14 protein-coding genes are annotated in these 16,497 nt (G+C 61.0%); 4 read left to right on the top strand and 10 right to left on the bottom strand.

The features are described 5' to 3' along the window. Window positions 1-15: 15 nt before the first annotated feature. Window positions 16-2,199 carry an ornithine decarboxylase SpeF gene (speF, locus tag KGA85_RS09000; RefSeq protein ID WP_223456728.1) on the bottom strand — a complete coding sequence of 728 codons (2,184 nt, stop codon included), beginning with the start codon at window positions 2,197-2,199 and terminating at the stop codon, window positions 16-18. Between the two features lie 428 nt (window positions 2,200-2,627). Between speF and KGA85_RS09005 the strand changes: the two genes are divergently transcribed. Further along, window positions 2,628-3,410 (top strand): DeoR/GlpR family DNA-binding transcription regulator, encoded by a 783-nt coding sequence (locus KGA85_RS09005; RefSeq protein ID WP_223456729.1) that lies wholly within the window; start codon window positions 2,628-2,630, stop codon window positions 3,408-3,410. Window positions 3,411-3,516: 106 nt separating this feature from the next. On the opposite strand, the gene KGA85_RS09010 is transcribed toward KGA85_RS09005, so the two are convergent. From KGA85_RS09010 to KGA85_RS09040, 7 genes are all read right to left on the bottom strand, one after another. Next, complete coding sequence (locus KGA85_RS09010; RefSeq protein WP_223543064.1) at window positions 3,517-4,800, bottom strand: NAD(P)/FAD-dependent oxidoreductase; 1,284 nt, start codon at window positions 4,798-4,800, stop codon at window positions 3,517-3,519. 410 nt (window positions 4,801-5,210) lie between these two features. Continuing rightward, window positions 5,211-6,569 (bottom strand): chromate efflux transporter, encoded by a 1,359-nt coding sequence (chrA, locus tag KGA85_RS09015; protein WP_223456733.1) that lies wholly within the window; start codon window positions 6,567-6,569, stop codon window positions 5,211-5,213. Between the two features lie 44 nt (window positions 6,570-6,613). Then, complete coding sequence (gene moaE, locus KGA85_RS09020; RefSeq protein WP_223456735.1) at window positions 6,614-7,102, bottom strand: molybdopterin synthase catalytic subunit MoaE; 489 nt, start codon at window positions 7,100-7,102, stop codon at window positions 6,614-6,616. 3 nt (window positions 7,103-7,105) lie between these two features. Beyond that, window positions 7,106-7,357 carry a molybdopterin converting factor subunit 1 gene (gene moaD / locus KGA85_RS09025; protein ID WP_223533278.1) on the bottom strand — a complete coding sequence of 84 codons (252 nt, stop codon included), beginning with the start codon at window positions 7,355-7,357 and terminating at the stop codon, window positions 7,106-7,108. Beyond that, the gene (gene moaC / locus KGA85_RS09030) at window positions 7,354-7,860 is read right to left on the bottom strand and encodes a cyclic pyranopterin monophosphate synthase MoaC (RefSeq protein WP_223456738.1); all 507 of its coding nucleotides are present in this window, start codon (window positions 7,858-7,860) and stop codon (window positions 7,354-7,356) included. Before moaC ends, moaD begins: the two co-directional genes overlap by 4 nt. Before the next feature lie 43 nt (window positions 7,861-7,903). Further along, window positions 7,904-8,731, bottom strand: coding sequence for a formate dehydrogenase accessory sulfurtransferase FdhD (gene fdhD, locus KGA85_RS09035; protein ID WP_223456740.1), 828 nt, complete (start codon window positions 8,729-8,731; stop codon window positions 7,904-7,906). 146 nt (window positions 8,732-8,877) lie between these two features. After that, complete coding sequence (locus KGA85_RS09040) at window positions 8,878-9,768, bottom strand: LysR family transcriptional regulator (protein ID WP_223456750.1); 891 nt, start codon at window positions 9,766-9,768, stop codon at window positions 8,878-8,880. Window positions 9,769-10,067: 299 nt separating this feature from the next. Here KGA85_RS09040 and moaB point away from each other — a divergent pair, with 299 nt between their 5' ends. Both moaB and glp read left to right on the top strand, forming a co-directional pair. Next, window positions 10,068-10,607 carry a molybdenum cofactor biosynthesis protein B gene (moaB, locus tag KGA85_RS09045; RefSeq protein WP_007976036.1) on the top strand — a complete coding sequence of 180 codons (540 nt, stop codon included), beginning with the start codon at window positions 10,068-10,070 and terminating at the stop codon, window positions 10,605-10,607. After that, complete coding sequence (glp, locus tag KGA85_RS09050) at window positions 10,604-11,809, top strand: gephyrin-like molybdotransferase Glp (RefSeq protein WP_223456752.1); 1,206 nt, start codon at window positions 10,604-10,606, stop codon at window positions 11,807-11,809. The genes moaB and glp overlap by 4 nt, the downstream gene beginning before the upstream one ends. Before the next feature lie 127 nt (window positions 11,810-11,936). Here the strand turns inward: glp and KGA85_RS09055 are convergent, their stop codons facing one another. Both KGA85_RS09055 and moaA read right to left on the bottom strand, forming a co-directional pair. Beyond that, on the bottom strand, window positions 11,937-12,836 hold the full coding sequence (locus KGA85_RS09055) for a bestrophin family protein (RefSeq protein ID WP_046037405.1): 900 nt from the start codon (window positions 12,834-12,836) through the stop codon (window positions 11,937-11,939). A 5-nt stretch (window positions 12,837-12,841) separates the two neighbouring features. Beyond that, a complete protein-coding gene (gene moaA, locus KGA85_RS09060) occupies window positions 12,842-13,840 on the bottom strand; it encodes a GTP 3',8-cyclase MoaA (protein ID WP_223456754.1) in 999 nt (332 codons plus the stop codon). Between the two features lie 332 nt (window positions 13,841-14,172). Between moaA and KGA85_RS09065 the strand changes: the two genes are divergently transcribed. Further along, the gene (locus KGA85_RS09065; protein ID WP_223456764.1) at window positions 14,173-16,497 is read left to right on the top strand and encodes an FdhF/YdeP family oxidoreductase; all 2,325 of its coding nucleotides are present in this window, start codon (window positions 14,173-14,175) and stop codon (window positions 16,495-16,497) included.

The following is a 16,497-nucleotide window of genomic DNA, read 5'->3' on the forward strand; positions in this document are numbered from 1 at the left end:
ACGCCTGCACAGGGGTCAAGCCTTGATCACATATCCATAAGCGCGAATACGCCCCTCATGCTCCTTCAGATAAACCCCCTGCAACTCCGGTGTGAAGCCGGGCAAGCGGTTGATGCCTTCTTCCAGGGCCAGGAAGTATTTCAACACCGCGCCGCCCCAGATCTCACCCGGCACCACGCACAGGACGCCCGGTGGATAAGGCAGCGCGCCCTCGGCGGCAATACGCCCGTCGGCATCCGCCAGTGCCACCAGTTCGACGTTGCCGCGGATGTACTCGATTTGCGCTTGCTGCGGGTTCATGGCCTTTTTCGGGAAGTGTGCCTTGCGGAACATGTCCTTCTGCAACTGCTGCACATTGTGATGGCGATACAGGTCGTGCATTTCCTGGCAGAGCTGGCGAATGGTGTAGTTGCGATAGCGCTCCTGATGCTGCGCGTAGATCGCCGGCAGCACCCGGCTCATCGGCGCGTCATCGCTGATGAAGCGTTCGAAACGGGCGATTTGCGCGGCCAGGTGGGTCATCTTCGCCCAGTCTTCGGCTGGGGTGAGCAGGAACAGGATCGAGTTGAGGTCGCACTTTTCCGGGACGATGCCGTTCTCGCGCAGGAAGTTGGCCAGGATGCCGGCGTGAATGCCGAAGTCGGTGTAGCTGCCGTCCACCGGGTCGATGCCCGGCGTGGTGAACAGCAACTTGCACGGGTCGATGAAGTACTGCTTCTCGGCGTATCCGGCAAAGGCGTGCCAACGATCCTTGGGATGGAACTCGAAGAAGCGGATGTCGTTGGCGATTTCTTCCGTCGGATAGTCTTCCCACGCGCGCCCTTCAATGCTGTAGGGCACGAACGGGCGGACCATGGTGCAGGCTTCGAGGATCAACTTGCGCGCTTCGATGCCGAACTTCACGCAGTCTTCCCACAGGCGCAGGCCGCTGCGGCCTGAGTGAATGCGCGCATTCACATCCAGCGAGGCGAACAGCGGGTAGAAGGGGCTGGTGGACGCCTGGGCCATGAACGCGTTGTTGAGCCGGTGATGGTTGCAATAGCGCGCCTGGCCTTTGATGTGGCGGTCCTTTTTGTGCACCTGGGAGGCCTGGGAAAAACCGGCCTGCTGCTTGTGCACCGACTGGGTGACGAAGATGCCCGGGTCGTTCTCGTCGAGATCCAGCAACAGCGGCGAGCAGTCCTTCATCATCGGGATGAACTGCTCGTAGCCGACCCACGCCGAGTCGAACAGGATGTAGTCACACAGCTTGCCGATGCGGTCGACCACTTGGCGGGCGTTGTAGATGGTGCCGTCATAGGTGCCCAGCTGAATGATCGCCAGGCGAAACGGCCGCGGCAGCTGCGCCTTGTCCGGGGCGACTTCGGCGATCAGTTCGCGCAGGTAGTCCTCTTCGAAGCAGTGGGCGTCGATGCCGCCGATGAAGCCGTAGGGGTTGCGCGCGGTTTCCAGGTAGACCGGCGTGGCGCCAGCCTGCAACAGCGCGCCCTGGTGGTTGGACTTGTGGTTGTTGCGGTCGAACAGCACCAGGTCACCGGGGGTCAACAGGGCGTTGGTCACCACCTTGTTCGAGGCCGAGGTGCCGTTGAGCACGAAGTAGGTCTTGTCCGCGTTGAACACTTGCGCGGCGTGTTTCTGCGCCAGCAGCGCCGGGCCTTCGTGGATCAGCAGGTCGCCGAGCTTGACGTCGGCGTTGCACATGTCGGCGCGAAACAGCGTCTCGCCGAAGAAGTCGAAAAACTGCCGACCGGCCGGATGTTTGCGAAAGAACTGGCCGCCCTGGTGACCGGGGCAGGCAAAGGTGGCGTTGGCGGCTTCGGTGTAATGCTTGAGCGAATCGAAGAACGGCGGCAGCAGGCTTTCTTCATAGGCCTTGGCCGCTGTCTCCAGTTGGTTGCCATGGTATTCGACGTTGCTGGGCGACAGGTCGAAGATGCCGTTCACTTGCAGCAGCACGTCATTGAGGTGTTTGTAGACTTCCCGGGGGTGGGTGCTGGTGCCGGGGGACGCCACCAGGAAGATCGGGATATCAAAACCGGTGCGCTGAATGACGTCGAGGGATCCGGCCAGCACATCATTGACCGACACCACGGCCACGGCGACGTCGGTGAAGTCGGTGTGACCGAGCGGGACCACCTCCCGGGCGTTCAGGAAACATGTGGATGCGCCTTCACTGGCGGCGATTTTCAGGGCTTTCATCGGTGGCGTCTCCTGGCGGGCACTCAATTGTCCGCAACTTTTTTAGAGATCAACTTCCGGGGGAGCCTTCCAGTTCCCGCTGATCGGAAATCGTGTCACCACTGGTTATAGAGCATATTCCTGATCTGTCAGGCTTTTTACCTCGACCTTGCACATCTTGACGCCCCGCGACATGTCGGTCAGGTGTGCACCAGCGCAATGGTGAACGAGACCACGATCATGCAGGCAAAAGCAAAATTGATATTCATGAGGTTTCCATCCGAAACATGAGTGACGGCGCCATCTTGAACAGGTCACGGGAAAATAAAAAATTCGGCGTAATGATTTGAAAGATCGAAAAAAATGATACTTGGCCGGTTCGTTGTTTTTGCTCCGGGTTGCGGATACTCTCGTGTAACGCGCAACTACATGCATAAACGGGCAAAAACATGCACGACAACCATTCCGCTGCCGAACTTCCATCGGTACGCCGGCAAAAAATCCTGTTGATCCTCGAACGTGACGGCAAGGTCATGGCCTCGGAGTTGAGCCTGCATTTCGCGGTGTCCGAAGACACCATCCGCCGGGATCTGGCGGAGCTGGCCAGTGTCGGGCTGGTGCAGCGGGTGCACGGCGGGGCGTTGCCGCGGCCCAAAGACACCGGCAAGGACTATTTCACCCGGATCAGCGAAACCGATGAGGTGAAAACCCATCTGGCGCAATTGGCCGCGCAACGGGTGCAGGACGGTCAGATCGTGGTGTTCGATTCCGGCACCACCACCTTGCAGATCGCACGTTCGCTGCCGCTGGAGATCGCCATTACCGCGATCACCGCGTCGCCGATGACCGCCATTACCTTGTCCGAATACAAAGGCATCAAGGTGATTCTGGCGGGCGGCCAACTCAACCCGGCGACGATGTCGGCCAGCGGCCACGAAACCCTGCGGCTGCTCGCAGGCATCAAGGCCGACCTGCTGTTTACCGGGGTCTGCGCGATTCACCCGCAGGTGGGCTTGAGCTCACTGCATTTTGATGAGGTGCCGGTGAAACAGGCGATGTTCGACTGTGCTTCCCACGTGATCGCCGTCACCACGGCGGACAAACTTGGGGCGGTGGAACCCTTTGTCGTCGCGCCTTGCAACCGCGTGCATACGCTGATCACCGAACGGCATGTGGCGTCAGGCAATGTCGAGGACTACCGGGCGTTGGGGATTGAGGTGGTGCAGGCTTGAGGATTTTTTGCTGGCAGATGTATTGAATATACCGGCCTCTTCGCGAGCCTGCTCGCGAAGAGGCCAGCCCAGGCAGCATCCATGCTGAATGTGCTGACCAACAACCTCAGCGCAATCGCTCAAGCATCTGGTAGTACCACATGCCGGCGGCGAGCATCGGGTTGCCGAGCAGGTCGCCCATGGGCACGCGGATGTGCTTGCAGGCGGCGAAGGTGTCGAACTGTTCCAGTTTTCCTGTGATCGCCAGACCCATGATTTCGCCCATGATGTGGGTGGTGGCGATGCCGTGGCCGGAGTAGCCCTGGCAATACCAGACGTTGTCCGACAGCTTGCCCAGTTGCGGGATGCGGTTGATCACGATGCCCATCGCGCAGCTCCACTGGTAATCGATGGCCACGCCTTTGAGCGCCGGGAAGGTCTGCTCGATGCACGGGCGCAACTCGGCGGCGATGTCCCGTGAATCCTTGCCGCTGTAGTTGGCGCCGCCACCGAACAACAGGCGACCGTCGGCGGTGAGGCGGTAGTAGTCGAGTACGAAACGGCAGTCGTAGACCGCCAGGTCTTCAGGGTTGATCTGTCTGGCCAGATCGCCCAGTGGCTCGGTGGTGACGATGCCGCCCATGGCCGGGAAAATCTTGCCCTTGAGCTTGCCCGGTTCCAGTTTGTGGTAGACGTCGCCGGCCAGCAGCACCTGGTTGGCGTCGATCTGTCCTTGGGCCGTGCGTACACCCGGCGTGTCTCCATGGATGATCTCCAGCACTTCGCTATTCTCGAAGATCAACGCACCGAGGCTTTCGGCTGCGCGAGCCTCGCCGATGCACAGGTTCAACGGATGCAGGTGCATGTTGCGGGTGTTCTTGATCGCGCCGTGGTAGAGGTTGCTTTGCAGCAGGTCGCGCACCTGGCTGCGGTCGAGCAGGCTGACCTCGTCGCCCATGCCACGGTGCACCGCCTCTTCGTAATCCTTGCGCAAGCCGACCATGTGCGCGGGTTTGTACGCCGCGTGCAGGTGGCCGTGCTTGAGGTCGCAGGCGATGCCGTACTTTTCCACGCGCTGCTGGATGATCTGGTGCCCGCGCCAGCGCAGGTTCCAGATGAAATCGTCGACGTCATCACCGATGGTACGGCGCATCTGTTTGCGCATGGCCTCGTCGCCCGACAGGCTGCCGGTGACCTGGCCGCCGTTGCGTCCGGTGGCGCCCCAGCCGATCTTGTGGCTTTCGACGATGGCGACCTTCAGGCCTTTTTCCGCCAGCTCGACGGCGGTGGCCACGCCGGTGAAACCGCCGCCGATGATCACCACGTCAACCCGGTGCCGGCCTTGCAGCGTCGGGTAATCGGTGTCCTGGTTGAGGGTGGCGGTGTAGTAGGAATTGCAACGTTGAGTCATGTCGGTGTCCAAGCAAATTTGGGAGAACCCAATGCCAGCCAGTCGAAGTGCGCAACCTGTAGGAGCGAGCAGGCTCGCTCCTACAGGGATTGCATACGCTGAGCAAACGCAGGGATAGCGAAGGAGGGGGCTCGCCGATCAGGCGAGCAGGGCGCTATCCGGCGGACGTGCGGAGTGACGCAGTTTGGAGCGGCGCAGGGCCATGGGCAGGTTGACGATGCGCTTCATGCCATGCCGTCCACGGCCAGCAGCGAGGTGGCCAGGTTCGAGAGGTTCAGCAACTGCTGTTCTGACGGCAAAGTACGCATGGCGCAGGTTTCCGGCGGCGGAAATCGTCGGTGGCGAGCAGGACAAGCCATCCGGGGATGGCTGGATACTAGGGAGGATTGGGGCGCGTGTAAATGTTTGATTCAGGACATCAGGTGCACACCGAGGCCGATCAACCCGCAACCGATCAGCACTTCGATCACTCCACGCTTAAATCGAAGCAATGCAATGCCCGCCACCATCGCGATCAGCAGCGAAGGCCAGTCCAGTGCTCCTTCGAAGCCTTTGGGCCACAGCACGTGGTAGCCAAAGAAACAGGCCAGATTGAGAATCACGCCCACCACGGCGGCCGTAATGGCCGTCAGCGGCGCGGTGAACTTGAGTTCGTTGTGCGTCGATTCCACCAACGGCCCGCCGGCAAGGATGAACAGGAATGAAGGCAGGAAGGTGAACCAGGTCACCAGCGTGGCGGCCACGGCACCGGCGACAAACGCTTGATCCGGCCCGAAGACCTGAAGCACGTAGGCACCGATAAAACCGACGAAGGCGACGACCATGATCAACGGACCTGGCGTGGTTTCACCGAGCGCCAGGCCGTCGATCATCTGCGTCGGCGTCAGCCATGCGTAGTGGCCGACCGCGCCCTGGTAGACATACGGCAGCACCGCGTAGGCGCCGCCAAAGGTCAGCAGCGCGGCCTTGGTGAAGAACCAGGCCATCTGGGTCAGCGTGCCTTCCCAGCCGAACAGTGCGGTGAGCATGGCCATGGGCAGCGTCCACAAGATCGCACCGATCACGGCCAGGCGCGCCAGTTTCAAGCCACTGAAACGGGCGTGTTCAGGGGTTGGGGTGTCATCGTCGATCACGGCCGGACCGAAGGACTGTTTCGCCGCGCTGTGGCCACCGGTCCTGAATTTTTCCGGTGCCAGACGCCCGCCGAAAAAGCCGATGACCGCCGCGCCGAGCACGATCAATGGGAACGGCATATTGAGCACGAAGATGGCCAAGAAGGACGCGGCGGCGATGCCCCATAACCAGCCATTTTTCAGCGCGCGCGAGCCGATCCGGTGAGCCGCCTGCACCACGATTGCCGTGACCGCAGGCTTGATCCCGTAGAACAATCCGGCGACCACGGGCACTTCGCCAAAGGCGATGTACACCCAGGACAGCGCAATCAGGATGAACAGCGACGGCAACACAAACAGCACGCCAGCGATCACACCGCCCCAGGTCCGGTGCATCAGCCAGCCGATGTAGGTCGCCAACTGCTGAGCCTCAGGCCCGGGCAGCAACATGCAATAGTTGAGGGCATGCAGAAAGCGCCGCTCGGAGATCCAGCGCCGGCGCTCGACCAGCTCCTGGTGCATGATCGAAATCTGCCCCGCCGGCCCGCCAAAGCTGATGAAACCGAGCTTGAGCCAGAACAGGAAGGCTTCGCGCAGGCTGATGGACCGGGGCTGCGGCCCATCCTGTTGCGTGATCGGAGAGGGCGTGGGGCTCAAGCGGAAATTCCTTGTGCAGAAAAGCGTTGAGCCAATGACTGTAGCTACGCCGGCGCGCGTTGCATAGCCGCCTGACACTGCGTATCTGCCCAGCGCTCAACGGCTGAGCGGTCGCTGTCACGGGCATCGACCCAGCGAGCGCCGCACGCCACGTCTTCGCGTTTCCAGAACGGCGCGTCGGTTTTCAGGAAGTCCATGATGAACGCACAGGCCTCGAAAGCGGCTTGACGATGGGGGCTGCTGACGCCGACAAACACGATCGGCTCGCTGATCGACAACGGGCCGATACGATGCACGATTTCCACGGACCTCAGTGGCCATCGGGCCCTGGCGTTGTCGATGATTGTTTGCAGCGAGCGTTCGGTCATGCCCGGGTAGTGCTCCAGAAACAACCCGGTGACCGCCTCACCCTGATTGATCTCGCGCACGTAGCCGACGAAGTTGACCACGGCACCCACCCCCGAATCGTTCGCCTGCAGGCTTTCGATCAATTGGCCGACGTCAAACACTTCACGCTGGACCCGAACCGTCATGCCTCAACCCCCGGTGACCGGTGGAAAAAAGGCGATCTCGTCGTAGTCCTCGATCACCCGGTCCGGATGGCACAGCTCCTGGTTCAGCGCACACATCAGGTTGTTTTCACCGAGCACATGGCTCCACAGCTCACCGCGAGCCATCAGCAATCGGCGCACGTCTTCGATGGTCTTGAGGCTGCCGGTCAGGGGCAGTTTTTCACCGCCCAGGTTGAGCTGCTCGCGGTAACGGGCGAAGTAATTGATCAGGATCATTGTGCGTCCTCGAACTTGAAATGACCGGAGCGGCCACCTTGTTTACTGAGCAGCCGGATGTCATCGATGACCATGCCGCGGTCCACTGCCTTGCACATGTCGTAGAGGGTCAACGCCGCCACGCTGACGGCGGTCAGGGCTTCGAGTTCGACCCCTGTCTGCCCCTCGACACGGCAGGTGCCGACGATTTTCACGCTGTCCGGTGTGCAGGCCTTGAGTTCGACGTGGATCGAACTGAGCAGCAGGGTGTGGCACAGCGGGATCAGCTCATGGGTTTTCTTCGCCGCCATGATTCCGGCGATCCGCGCCACGGCAAATACATCGCCCTTGGGGTGGCCGTCGCTTTGAATCAGCTTCAGGGTTTCCGGGCGCATCCGCACCCAGGCCTGGGCCTGGGCTTCACGCTGCGTCGGGGCTTTTTCGCTGACATCGACCATGTTGGTGCGACCTTGGTGGTCGAGGTGGGTCAGGCCATCGGGCGATGCATCTGCAATGTCTGTCATGGGAGGTTCCTGCGCTTGCCAGCGCGGTGATCAGGTGAAGGCATCATGCCGGGCTGTAAATGCGTGGTGCGTTGCGGTGGGGGACGTGAATCAGGTTGAGGCGATGTTTGATTGCCCATTGCACGGTCAGGGCGGTGGGCGCCGACAGGCTGACCAGCGTGCCGAGCCTGGCCCTGACGGCTTTGTGAATCAGTTCCAGGCTGCAACGACTGGTGACCACGGTGAAGCCGCAACGGCTGTCGATGCCGGCGTGTTGCAGGGCCCCGATCAACTTGTCCAGGGCGTTGTGGCGGCCGATGTCTTCGCGGCAGATCAGCGCGTTGCCTTCGCTGTCGAAGTACAGCGCCGCGTGCAGTGCGCCGCTGCTGCGGGCCATTTGCTGTGCCTGTTCGATGCGTTTGCGGATGTCGATGAAATGCTCGGCGGGCGGCAGCGCAACCGGATCGAGAATCTCCAGTTTCGGCAGGGCCTGCTCCAAGGCTTCCACACCGCACAGTCCGCAGCCACTGGTGCCCGCGATTTGCCGGCGATGGTTCTTTAGCGCCCAGAATGCGCGGCTGGAGATCTGCACGTCTGCTTGAACGGCCTGGTCGAAGTGGGTGAGTCGCAGGTCGTAGATTTCGCTCTGGTGCGCAACGATGTCGTTGCTGACGCTGAAACCACGGATGAAATCCTCGAGGTTGCCCGGCGACACCATCATCACGGCCTGACTCAAACCGTTGTAGGTGATTGCCAGGGCAATCTCTGATGCCAGCGCCGCCTGACAAACTGACGCGGCATTGTCGTACTCGCGAAAGTTCACACTCAGCGGTTTGGGCGCGGGGGCGTTGGTGTCGCTTCGAATATCGGTTTGTTCAACTTTGCACAACATGAAAAGAACCTCGAAGCGCTGAATTAAGTTCAGGCTACGGGTAACTTTTCAACGCGTCCAATCGCTTGTTCCGATGCGCCGATTGGTGATGTCTATCAAACTGGGCAAACATGTCCGGTTCAGGTTTATATAAAACCGCAACTTGATCAGTGGGTCCGGCTGAATAACGTTCGCGCTTCGGCGAAACACTTCTCGGCAATCGCCGAGCGCGGTTCGGTCTTGCGCATCACCAGGCCCAGGGGCGCGAGCACGCTGGCATCCGGCAATTCGATGAACGACAGGTGTTCGATGGGCTCCTCCAGGCCACTGTCCAGCGGCATGATCGCGCAGCAGAAACCTTCGTGAATTGCCTGCAGCAACTGGTAAGTCGAGTCGCTTTCGAGGATCGGCTGCGGGTCCAGTCCGCGGCTGCGAAAGCTCAGGTCGATGGACTTGCGGTAGTGCATGCCGTTGCTGAGCATCCCCAACGGCAGTTCGGCGGCGTCCTCCCAGCTCATTTGCGTGCCGTCGAAATGGAAGTGGCGGTTGTCGTACAGCAGGCCGACGCGGGTCTCGCCGATCTCGAAACACTCGAAATAGCTCGGGTTGACGTGATCGAGGTAGCACACGCCCAGGTCCAGTTGGTTGTTGCCAAGGCCCTCGATGATCTGGTCGGAACTCAAGGACGACAGGCTGTACTTGAGCTCGGGAAAGCTGCGGGACAGGCCCTGGATGTAGGTGACCGGGTTGAAGCTGCTCAGCGGCACCAGCCCCAGGCGCAAGTTGCCGACGAGCTGGCCCCGGCACGCGGCGGCCTCGGCGAAGAGCCCGTCGTGGGCGGCCAGCAGGGTCCGGGCCCACGCCAGTACGCGTTCGCCGGCCTCGGTAAAACCCTCGAAGCGCTGGCCCCGGGTGACCAGCACCAGGTCCAGTTCATCCTCCAGGTTGCGCAGGCGCATCGACAGCGTGGGCTGGGTGATGTGGCAGCGCGCGGCCGCCTGGCCGAAGTGGCGGGTCTGCTCCAGGGCGATCAGGAACTTGAGTTGTTTGATGTCCATGACGGCACCTGCTGGCGGGGGAGTGAAGGGGTAAGTATTGACTCAGGTGCGCAAGACACAAGGCGAGGCAGGAATCGTGAGGTGCGGACGATCTCATTGTCTTTGGTGTGCGTCCAATCACTGCTATCTAAGGGGTTATCGACGGGCTCTATCATTGAGGTGGTTTCTGGTCTTTTTATATTGATAGATTGGCTCGATAGTCTGGTTGGTTAGAGTGATTAGACACGGCTTGATTGATCGAATTAGTCTCCGTTAGCTATTTAATTTGGTTATTTAATTAATATCTGCCGGAGAACCCCATGAGCGTCAAACCGGATGCATTGTTTATACCCCTGAATATTGCCGTGCTGACCGTTAGCGATACCCGTGAATATGCCAATGACACCTCCGGCCAATTACTCGTCAGCCGTTTGCTGGAAGCCGGCCACACCCTCAGCGAGCGCAACCTGCTCAAGGACGACCTGTACAAGATCCGCGCGCAGGTGGCGAACTGGATTGCCGACGACGGCATCCAGGTGGTGCTGATCACGGGCGGTACCGGGTTCACCGGTCGCGACAGCACACCGGAGGCAGTGGCCTGTTTGCTGGATAAACAGATCGATGGTTTTGGTGAGCTGTTCCGGGCGATTTCGATACTCGACATCGGCACCTCCACGGTGCAGAGCAGGGCGCTGGCGGGGTTGGCCAATGGCACGCTGGTCTGCTGCCTGCCAGGTTCCACGGGCGCTTGCCGCACCGCGTGGGAAGGCATCCTTGCTGAACAACTCGACGCGCGCCACCGGCCGTGCAATTTCGTACCACACCTCAAGCCTGTGCAAGCCTGCGGGACACGGGGATGAGCACTTCACCGCTGATCTCGGTGGAGCAAGCCGTCGACCGGCTGCTGACAATGGCCGAGGCGCAGTGGATTGAAGACAGTGAAGCGGTACCGCTGAGTGGCGCCAGGCAACGGGTGTTGGCCAGTGACCTGATGGCGACCCTTGATCTGCCGCCGTGGCCGAACAGTGCCATGGACGGCTATGCCCTGAATTTCGACGGTTGGGGCGGCGAACCGCTGAGCGTGTCGCAGCAGGTGTTTGCCGGTCACGCCCCCGAAGCCCTGGCACCGGGAACCTGCGCGCGCATCTTCACCGGCGCCCCGGTTCCGTCGGGTGCCAACTGCGTGGAGATGCAGGAGAACACCGAGGTACTGGATGACGGGCGTATCCGCTTCAAGCAGCCCTTGAGCGCCGGCAGCAACATTCGCCCGCAAGGCCAGGAGAACCGCGCCGGCGATGTGCTGCTGCGCGCCGGCAAGCGCCTCGGCCCGTTCGAACTGGCGGTCGCGGCGGCGCAGGGTTGCACCCATGTGCAGGTCGTGCGGCGACCACGGGTGGCGTTGTTGTCCACCGGCGATGAACTGGTCGAGCCGGGCACGCCACTCAAGCCCGGCAGCATCTACAACAGCAACCGCACGTTGTTGAGCCATTGGTTGAGTGCGTTGGGTTGCGAGGTCATCGATGCCGGCATTCTCCCCGACGAGCCACGCCAGACGCGGCTCAAGCTCGAACAGCTACAACACACGGCGGACCTGATGCTCAGCACGGGCGGCGTGTCCGCCGGTGACGCCGACTGCCTCGGCCAGGTGCTGCGCGAGTGCGGCAAGCCGTTGCTATGGAAACTCTCGATCAAACCGGGTAAGCCATTGACCGTGGGCCACTTCGGCCGCGTGCCGGTGATTGGCCTGCCGGGTAATCCGACATCGGCGCTGGTCACTTTCGGCCTGTTGGCCCGGGTTTATCTGTTGCGGATTCAGGGCGTCGAAGACGTCGAGCCTTTGAGCTTCCTGGTGAGTGTCGGCTTTGCCTGGCCCAAACCCGGGAGCCGCCGCGAGTACCAGCGGGCGAAACTCGAAGCCGGTCGCCTGGTGCTCTATCCGAACCAGAGCTCAGGCGTATTGCTGGGCGCATCCTGGGCCGATGGGCTGGTGGAAGTGCCGGAAGGCTGCACACTGGAAGAGGGCGACATGGCGCGGTTCATACCCTTCAGCGAGCTGTTCTGAATACCGCAAACATACTGTGGGAGCGGGCTTGCCCGCGAAGGGGCCGGCACATCCAACAGAAATGTCGACTGACCCACCGCCTTCGCGAGCAAGCCCGCTCCCACAGGTTTTGCGTTTGTCCTGAATATCAGTTCAACACAAAATCCACCGGCTCCAGTTGTGGCGGCAATTCCGTCACGCCCAGGGCCGCCAGCACATCGCGCTCGATGTTGCGCACGATGGCGTCGGTGGGCAGGTCGTTTTCATCTCGGCCGAACGGGTCTTCCAGCTCGTCGGCAATCGCATCCAGGCCGAAAAAGGTGTAGCTGACAATCGCGGTGAAAATCGGTGTCAGCCAGCCCAGGGGTTCGGCCATGGCAAACGGCAAGAGGATGCAGAACAGGTAGATGGTGCGGTGCAGCAGCAGGGTGTAGGGGAAGGGTAGCGGGGTGTTCTTGATCCGTTCACAGACAGCCTGGGCATGGGTCAGGCTGGCCAGATGGTTGGCCATGAGCGTGTAGCGCCAGTCGTTGATCGCCCCGGACTCGTTGAGTGTCGAGCACTGTTGACCGACCTGCATCAGTATCTGCCCGCTGATGTCCGTGGAGTTGCCCTTGGGCATCGGGTGCAGCCAGTCGCCACTGGCAGCCATTTCGTTTTCCTGGCGCAGGCGCGCGTTGAGGGCATGGGCGAAGCCGCAAAGGTTGCTGAGGATCGTGTGGCGTTCAGCCGTGTCCTTGATTACCAGGGTTTCACGAATCATCGAGCGGACTTCCACAATCACATCGCCCCAGGCCTTGCGCGCTTCATACCAGCGGTCGTAGCAGGCGTTGTTGCGAAAGCTCATGAAGATCGACAACGACAAACCCAGCAGCGTGAAGGGCGTGGCACTGACCTTGGAAAAGTAACTGGGGTGCAGGGTTTCGATGAGCACGATGGCCGAGGCGAGCAGCGTCACCATCAGGCTGCGCCAGGCGATGCGTTTGGCAATCGAACCCTTGAGGGACGTCAACACGCCGATCAGGTTGGGTTTGGGTCTCACAATCATGGGTTTCAGCCGCCCGTCATGTTCATGAAGCGAACAACCTGAACATCGTCGTTCACTTCGAAGTTGTGTCGATATGGCTTGAGTTTCATTGCCTCGATAATGGCCTTTTCCAGGCGCTCGGGCTGTCCGGGGTGGCTGCGCAGGACAGCCTTGAGATCCACCGAGTGTTCATTGCCCAGGCACAACAGCAGGCGTCCTTCCACGGTCAGCCGCACCCGATTGCAGGTGCCGCAAAAGTTGTGGCTGTGGGGCGAGATGAACCCCAGGCGAATCTGCGGCGCCTCGGCCAGGCGCCAGTAGCGCGACGGACCCTGGGTTGACTCGGCGGAATCAATCAAAGTGTAGCGTTCGGCGATGCGTTCGCGGACCTGGGCGCTTGCGAAAAACGATTCGGCGCGGCTGTGTTCATCGATGGTGCCCAACGGCATTTCCTCGATGAAGGAAATGTCGAGGTTACGGTCGATGGCGAAGCTCACCAGATCATTGATCTCATGGTCATTGCGGCCTTTCATCACCACGCAATTGAGCTTGGTGTTGCGAAATCCGGCCTGGTTGGCGGCGTCGATGCCCTTGATCACCTGCGCCAGGTCACCGGTGCGGGTCAGTTCGCGAAAACGTTGCGGGTCCAGGCAGTCGAGGCTGATGTTGAGGCGCTTGACCCCGGCTTCGAACAACGGCTCGGCCAGTCTGGCCAGCTGCGAACCGTTGGTGGTCATGCACAGTTCACGCAGGCCGGGCAGGGCGGCGATCTTCTCGCACAGTTGCACCACGCCCGGACGGATCAACGGCTCGCCCCCGGTCAGGCGGATCTTGCGGGTGCCCAGCGCCACGAAGCTTTCGGCAATCTGGTAAATCTCTTCCAGAGTCAGCACCCGTTGGCGCGGCAGAAACTGCATGTCCTCGGCCATGCAATAGACGCAACGGAAATCGCAGCGGTCGGTGACCGACATCCGCAGATAGTCCACGCGCCGGGAGTAGCCATCGATCAAGACTCGTTCTGACATGACACCCTCGCTTGGCGCTTTTTTGTATGGGATTTCCGTCACTGACGGACTTGTTGAGCGCAGGCTAAGAGCAACTTCAACGGGCGTCCAATCACTATTGATGACCGGGTGATCGAGCGGATCTATGATGAACTTTATTTCGTGATTAAAAGAGCTTTAAGTGATTTCAAGTCATTGAAAAACAAGGTAATAAAACCGTGATAGAGCGTTTCGATAATGTGGTCATAAATAGCGATTAGACAATAATTAAACGCCATTCATATTCTTTCTCCGTCATCGAACAAAGACCTGAATCAGGTCGAAGCCTGTGTGCATTGTCACGGAGAAGTACCATGTCTCAAGTCGACCGCTACAAACCCTATAAAGGTGCCGCCGCTGGTTGGGGTGCGCTGATCGCTGTTACCAAAAACTGGCTGGGCAGTGAAAACGCGCTGAAGAACATTCGCGCCATGCTCAAGACCAACCAGAATGGCGGGTTCGACTGCCCCGGTTGCGCCTGGGGCGAGTCGCCGGAAAACGGCATGGTCAAGTTCTGCGAGAACGGCGCCAAGGCGGTTAATTGGGAAGCCACGGGGCGTTTGGTCGACCCGGCCTTCTTCAACAAATACAGCGTCTCGGCGCTGGCCGAACAGAGCGATTACTGGCTGGAGTATCAGGGCCGCCTGACCCACCCGATGCGCTATGACGCGGTCACCGACCGCTACGTGGAAACCACCTGGGACGAAGCGTTCGCGACGATCGCCCGGCACCTCAATGCGCTGGAATCGCCGGATCAGGCCGAGTTCTACACCTCGGGCCGGGCCAGCAACGAGGCCGCCTTTCTCTATCAGCTGTTCGTCCGGGCCTACGGCACCAACAACTTCCCGGACTGCTCGAACATGTGCCACGAAGCCAGCGCGGTGAGCATGATCGAAAGCCTCGGCGTGGGCAAAGGCACCGTGGTGTTTGACGACCTGGAGCATGCCGATGCGATCTTCGTCATCGGCCAGAACCCCGGCACCAACCACCCGCGCATGCTCGAACCGTTGCGTGAAGCGGTCAAGCGCGGTGCGCAGGTGATCTGCATCAACCCGCTCAAGGAGCGCGGACTGGAACGCTTCCAGCATCCACAGCACCCGATCGAAATGCTGCTGAACGGCTCCGAGCCCACCAACACCGCGTACTTCCGCCCGGCACTGGGCGGTGACATGGCGGTCATGCGCGGCATGGTCAAGTTCCTGTTGCAGTGGGAGCGCGAAGCTCAGGTCAGCGGCGGCGAGCCGGTGTTCGACCATGCGTTCATCGCCGAACACACCTCGGGAATGGGTACCTACCTGGGCGAAGTCGACGCCACCAGTTGGGAGCACATCGAGCAGCAGTCGGGCATGACTTTGGCTGACATCGAACTCGCCGCCCGCATGTACGCCCGGTCCAAGCGGGTGATCATGTGCTGGGCGATGGGCCTGACCCAGCACACGCATTCGGTGCCGACGCTGCAGGAAGTCATCAACCTGATGCTGCTGCGTGGCAACGTCGGCCGCCCCGGCGCGGGGCTGTCGCCGGTGCGTGGTCACAGTAACGTGCAGGGCGACCGCACCATGGGCATCAACGAACTGGCGCCTGCGGACTTGCTCGATGCCCTGGAAAAACGCTTCTCCTTCAAGCCGCCGCGCGAGCATGGCCACAACACCGTGATGGCGATCGGCGCGATGGAGCAGGGGCGTTCGAAAGTGTTTATCGCTCTGGGCGGCAACTTCGCCCAGGCCACCCCCGACACACCGCGCACCCACGCCGCGTTGCGCAAATGCGACCTCACCGTGCACATCGCCACCAAGCTTAACCGCAGCCATCTGGTCACCGGCCGCGAAGCGCTGATCCTGCCGTGCCTGGGTCGCACCGACATCGACATTCAGGCCGAAGGGCCGCAAGGCGTGACCGTGGAAGACACCTTCAGCATGATCCATATCTCCCACGGGCAACTGAAGCCGAAGTCAAAACACCTGCGCTCCGAGCCTGCGATCATTGCCGGCATCGCCGCCGCGACCCTGGGCAAGCACCCGATCGACTGGAACTGGGCCATCGGCGACTACGGCCGCATCCGCAACATGATTGCCGACACCATTCCCGGCTTCGAGGATTTCAACCGGCGCTTGCTGCATCCGGGCGGTTTCCACATGCCCAATGATGCGGCCAAGCGCATCTGGAAAACCGCCAGCGGCAAGGCTCAGTTCACCCCGAGCGTGTTGCCGGAGCACCTGATCAGCGAGGGCGTGCGCAACCTGGCGGTCAAGCCGCACCTGATCCTGCAGACCATGCGCTCCCACGATCAGTACAACACCACGCTGTACGGCCTGGATGACCGCTATCGCGGGGTGTACGGCATGCGCGACGTAGTGTTCGCCAACGAGCAGGACATTCGCCGGCTGGGCTTTGAACCTGGGCAGAAGGTCGACCTGGTGGCGCTGTGGGACGACGAACGCGAGCGTCGGGTCAGCGGTTTCACCCTGATCGCCTACGACATTCCTGCCGGTCAGGCGGCGGCGTACTACCCCGAGACCAACCCGCTGGTGCCGCTGGAAAGTTACGGTGACCGCACCTTCACCCCGACTTCCAAGTTCATCGCCATCCGGCTGGAACAGGCGAAGGCCAGCAACCTGATTTCGACTTCCGCCGCCTGA

This window comes from Pseudomonas sp. GL-B-12 (genome assembly GCF_019955895.1).
Classification (GTDB): Bacteria; Pseudomonadota; Gammaproteobacteria; order Pseudomonadales; family Pseudomonadaceae; genus Aquipseudomonas.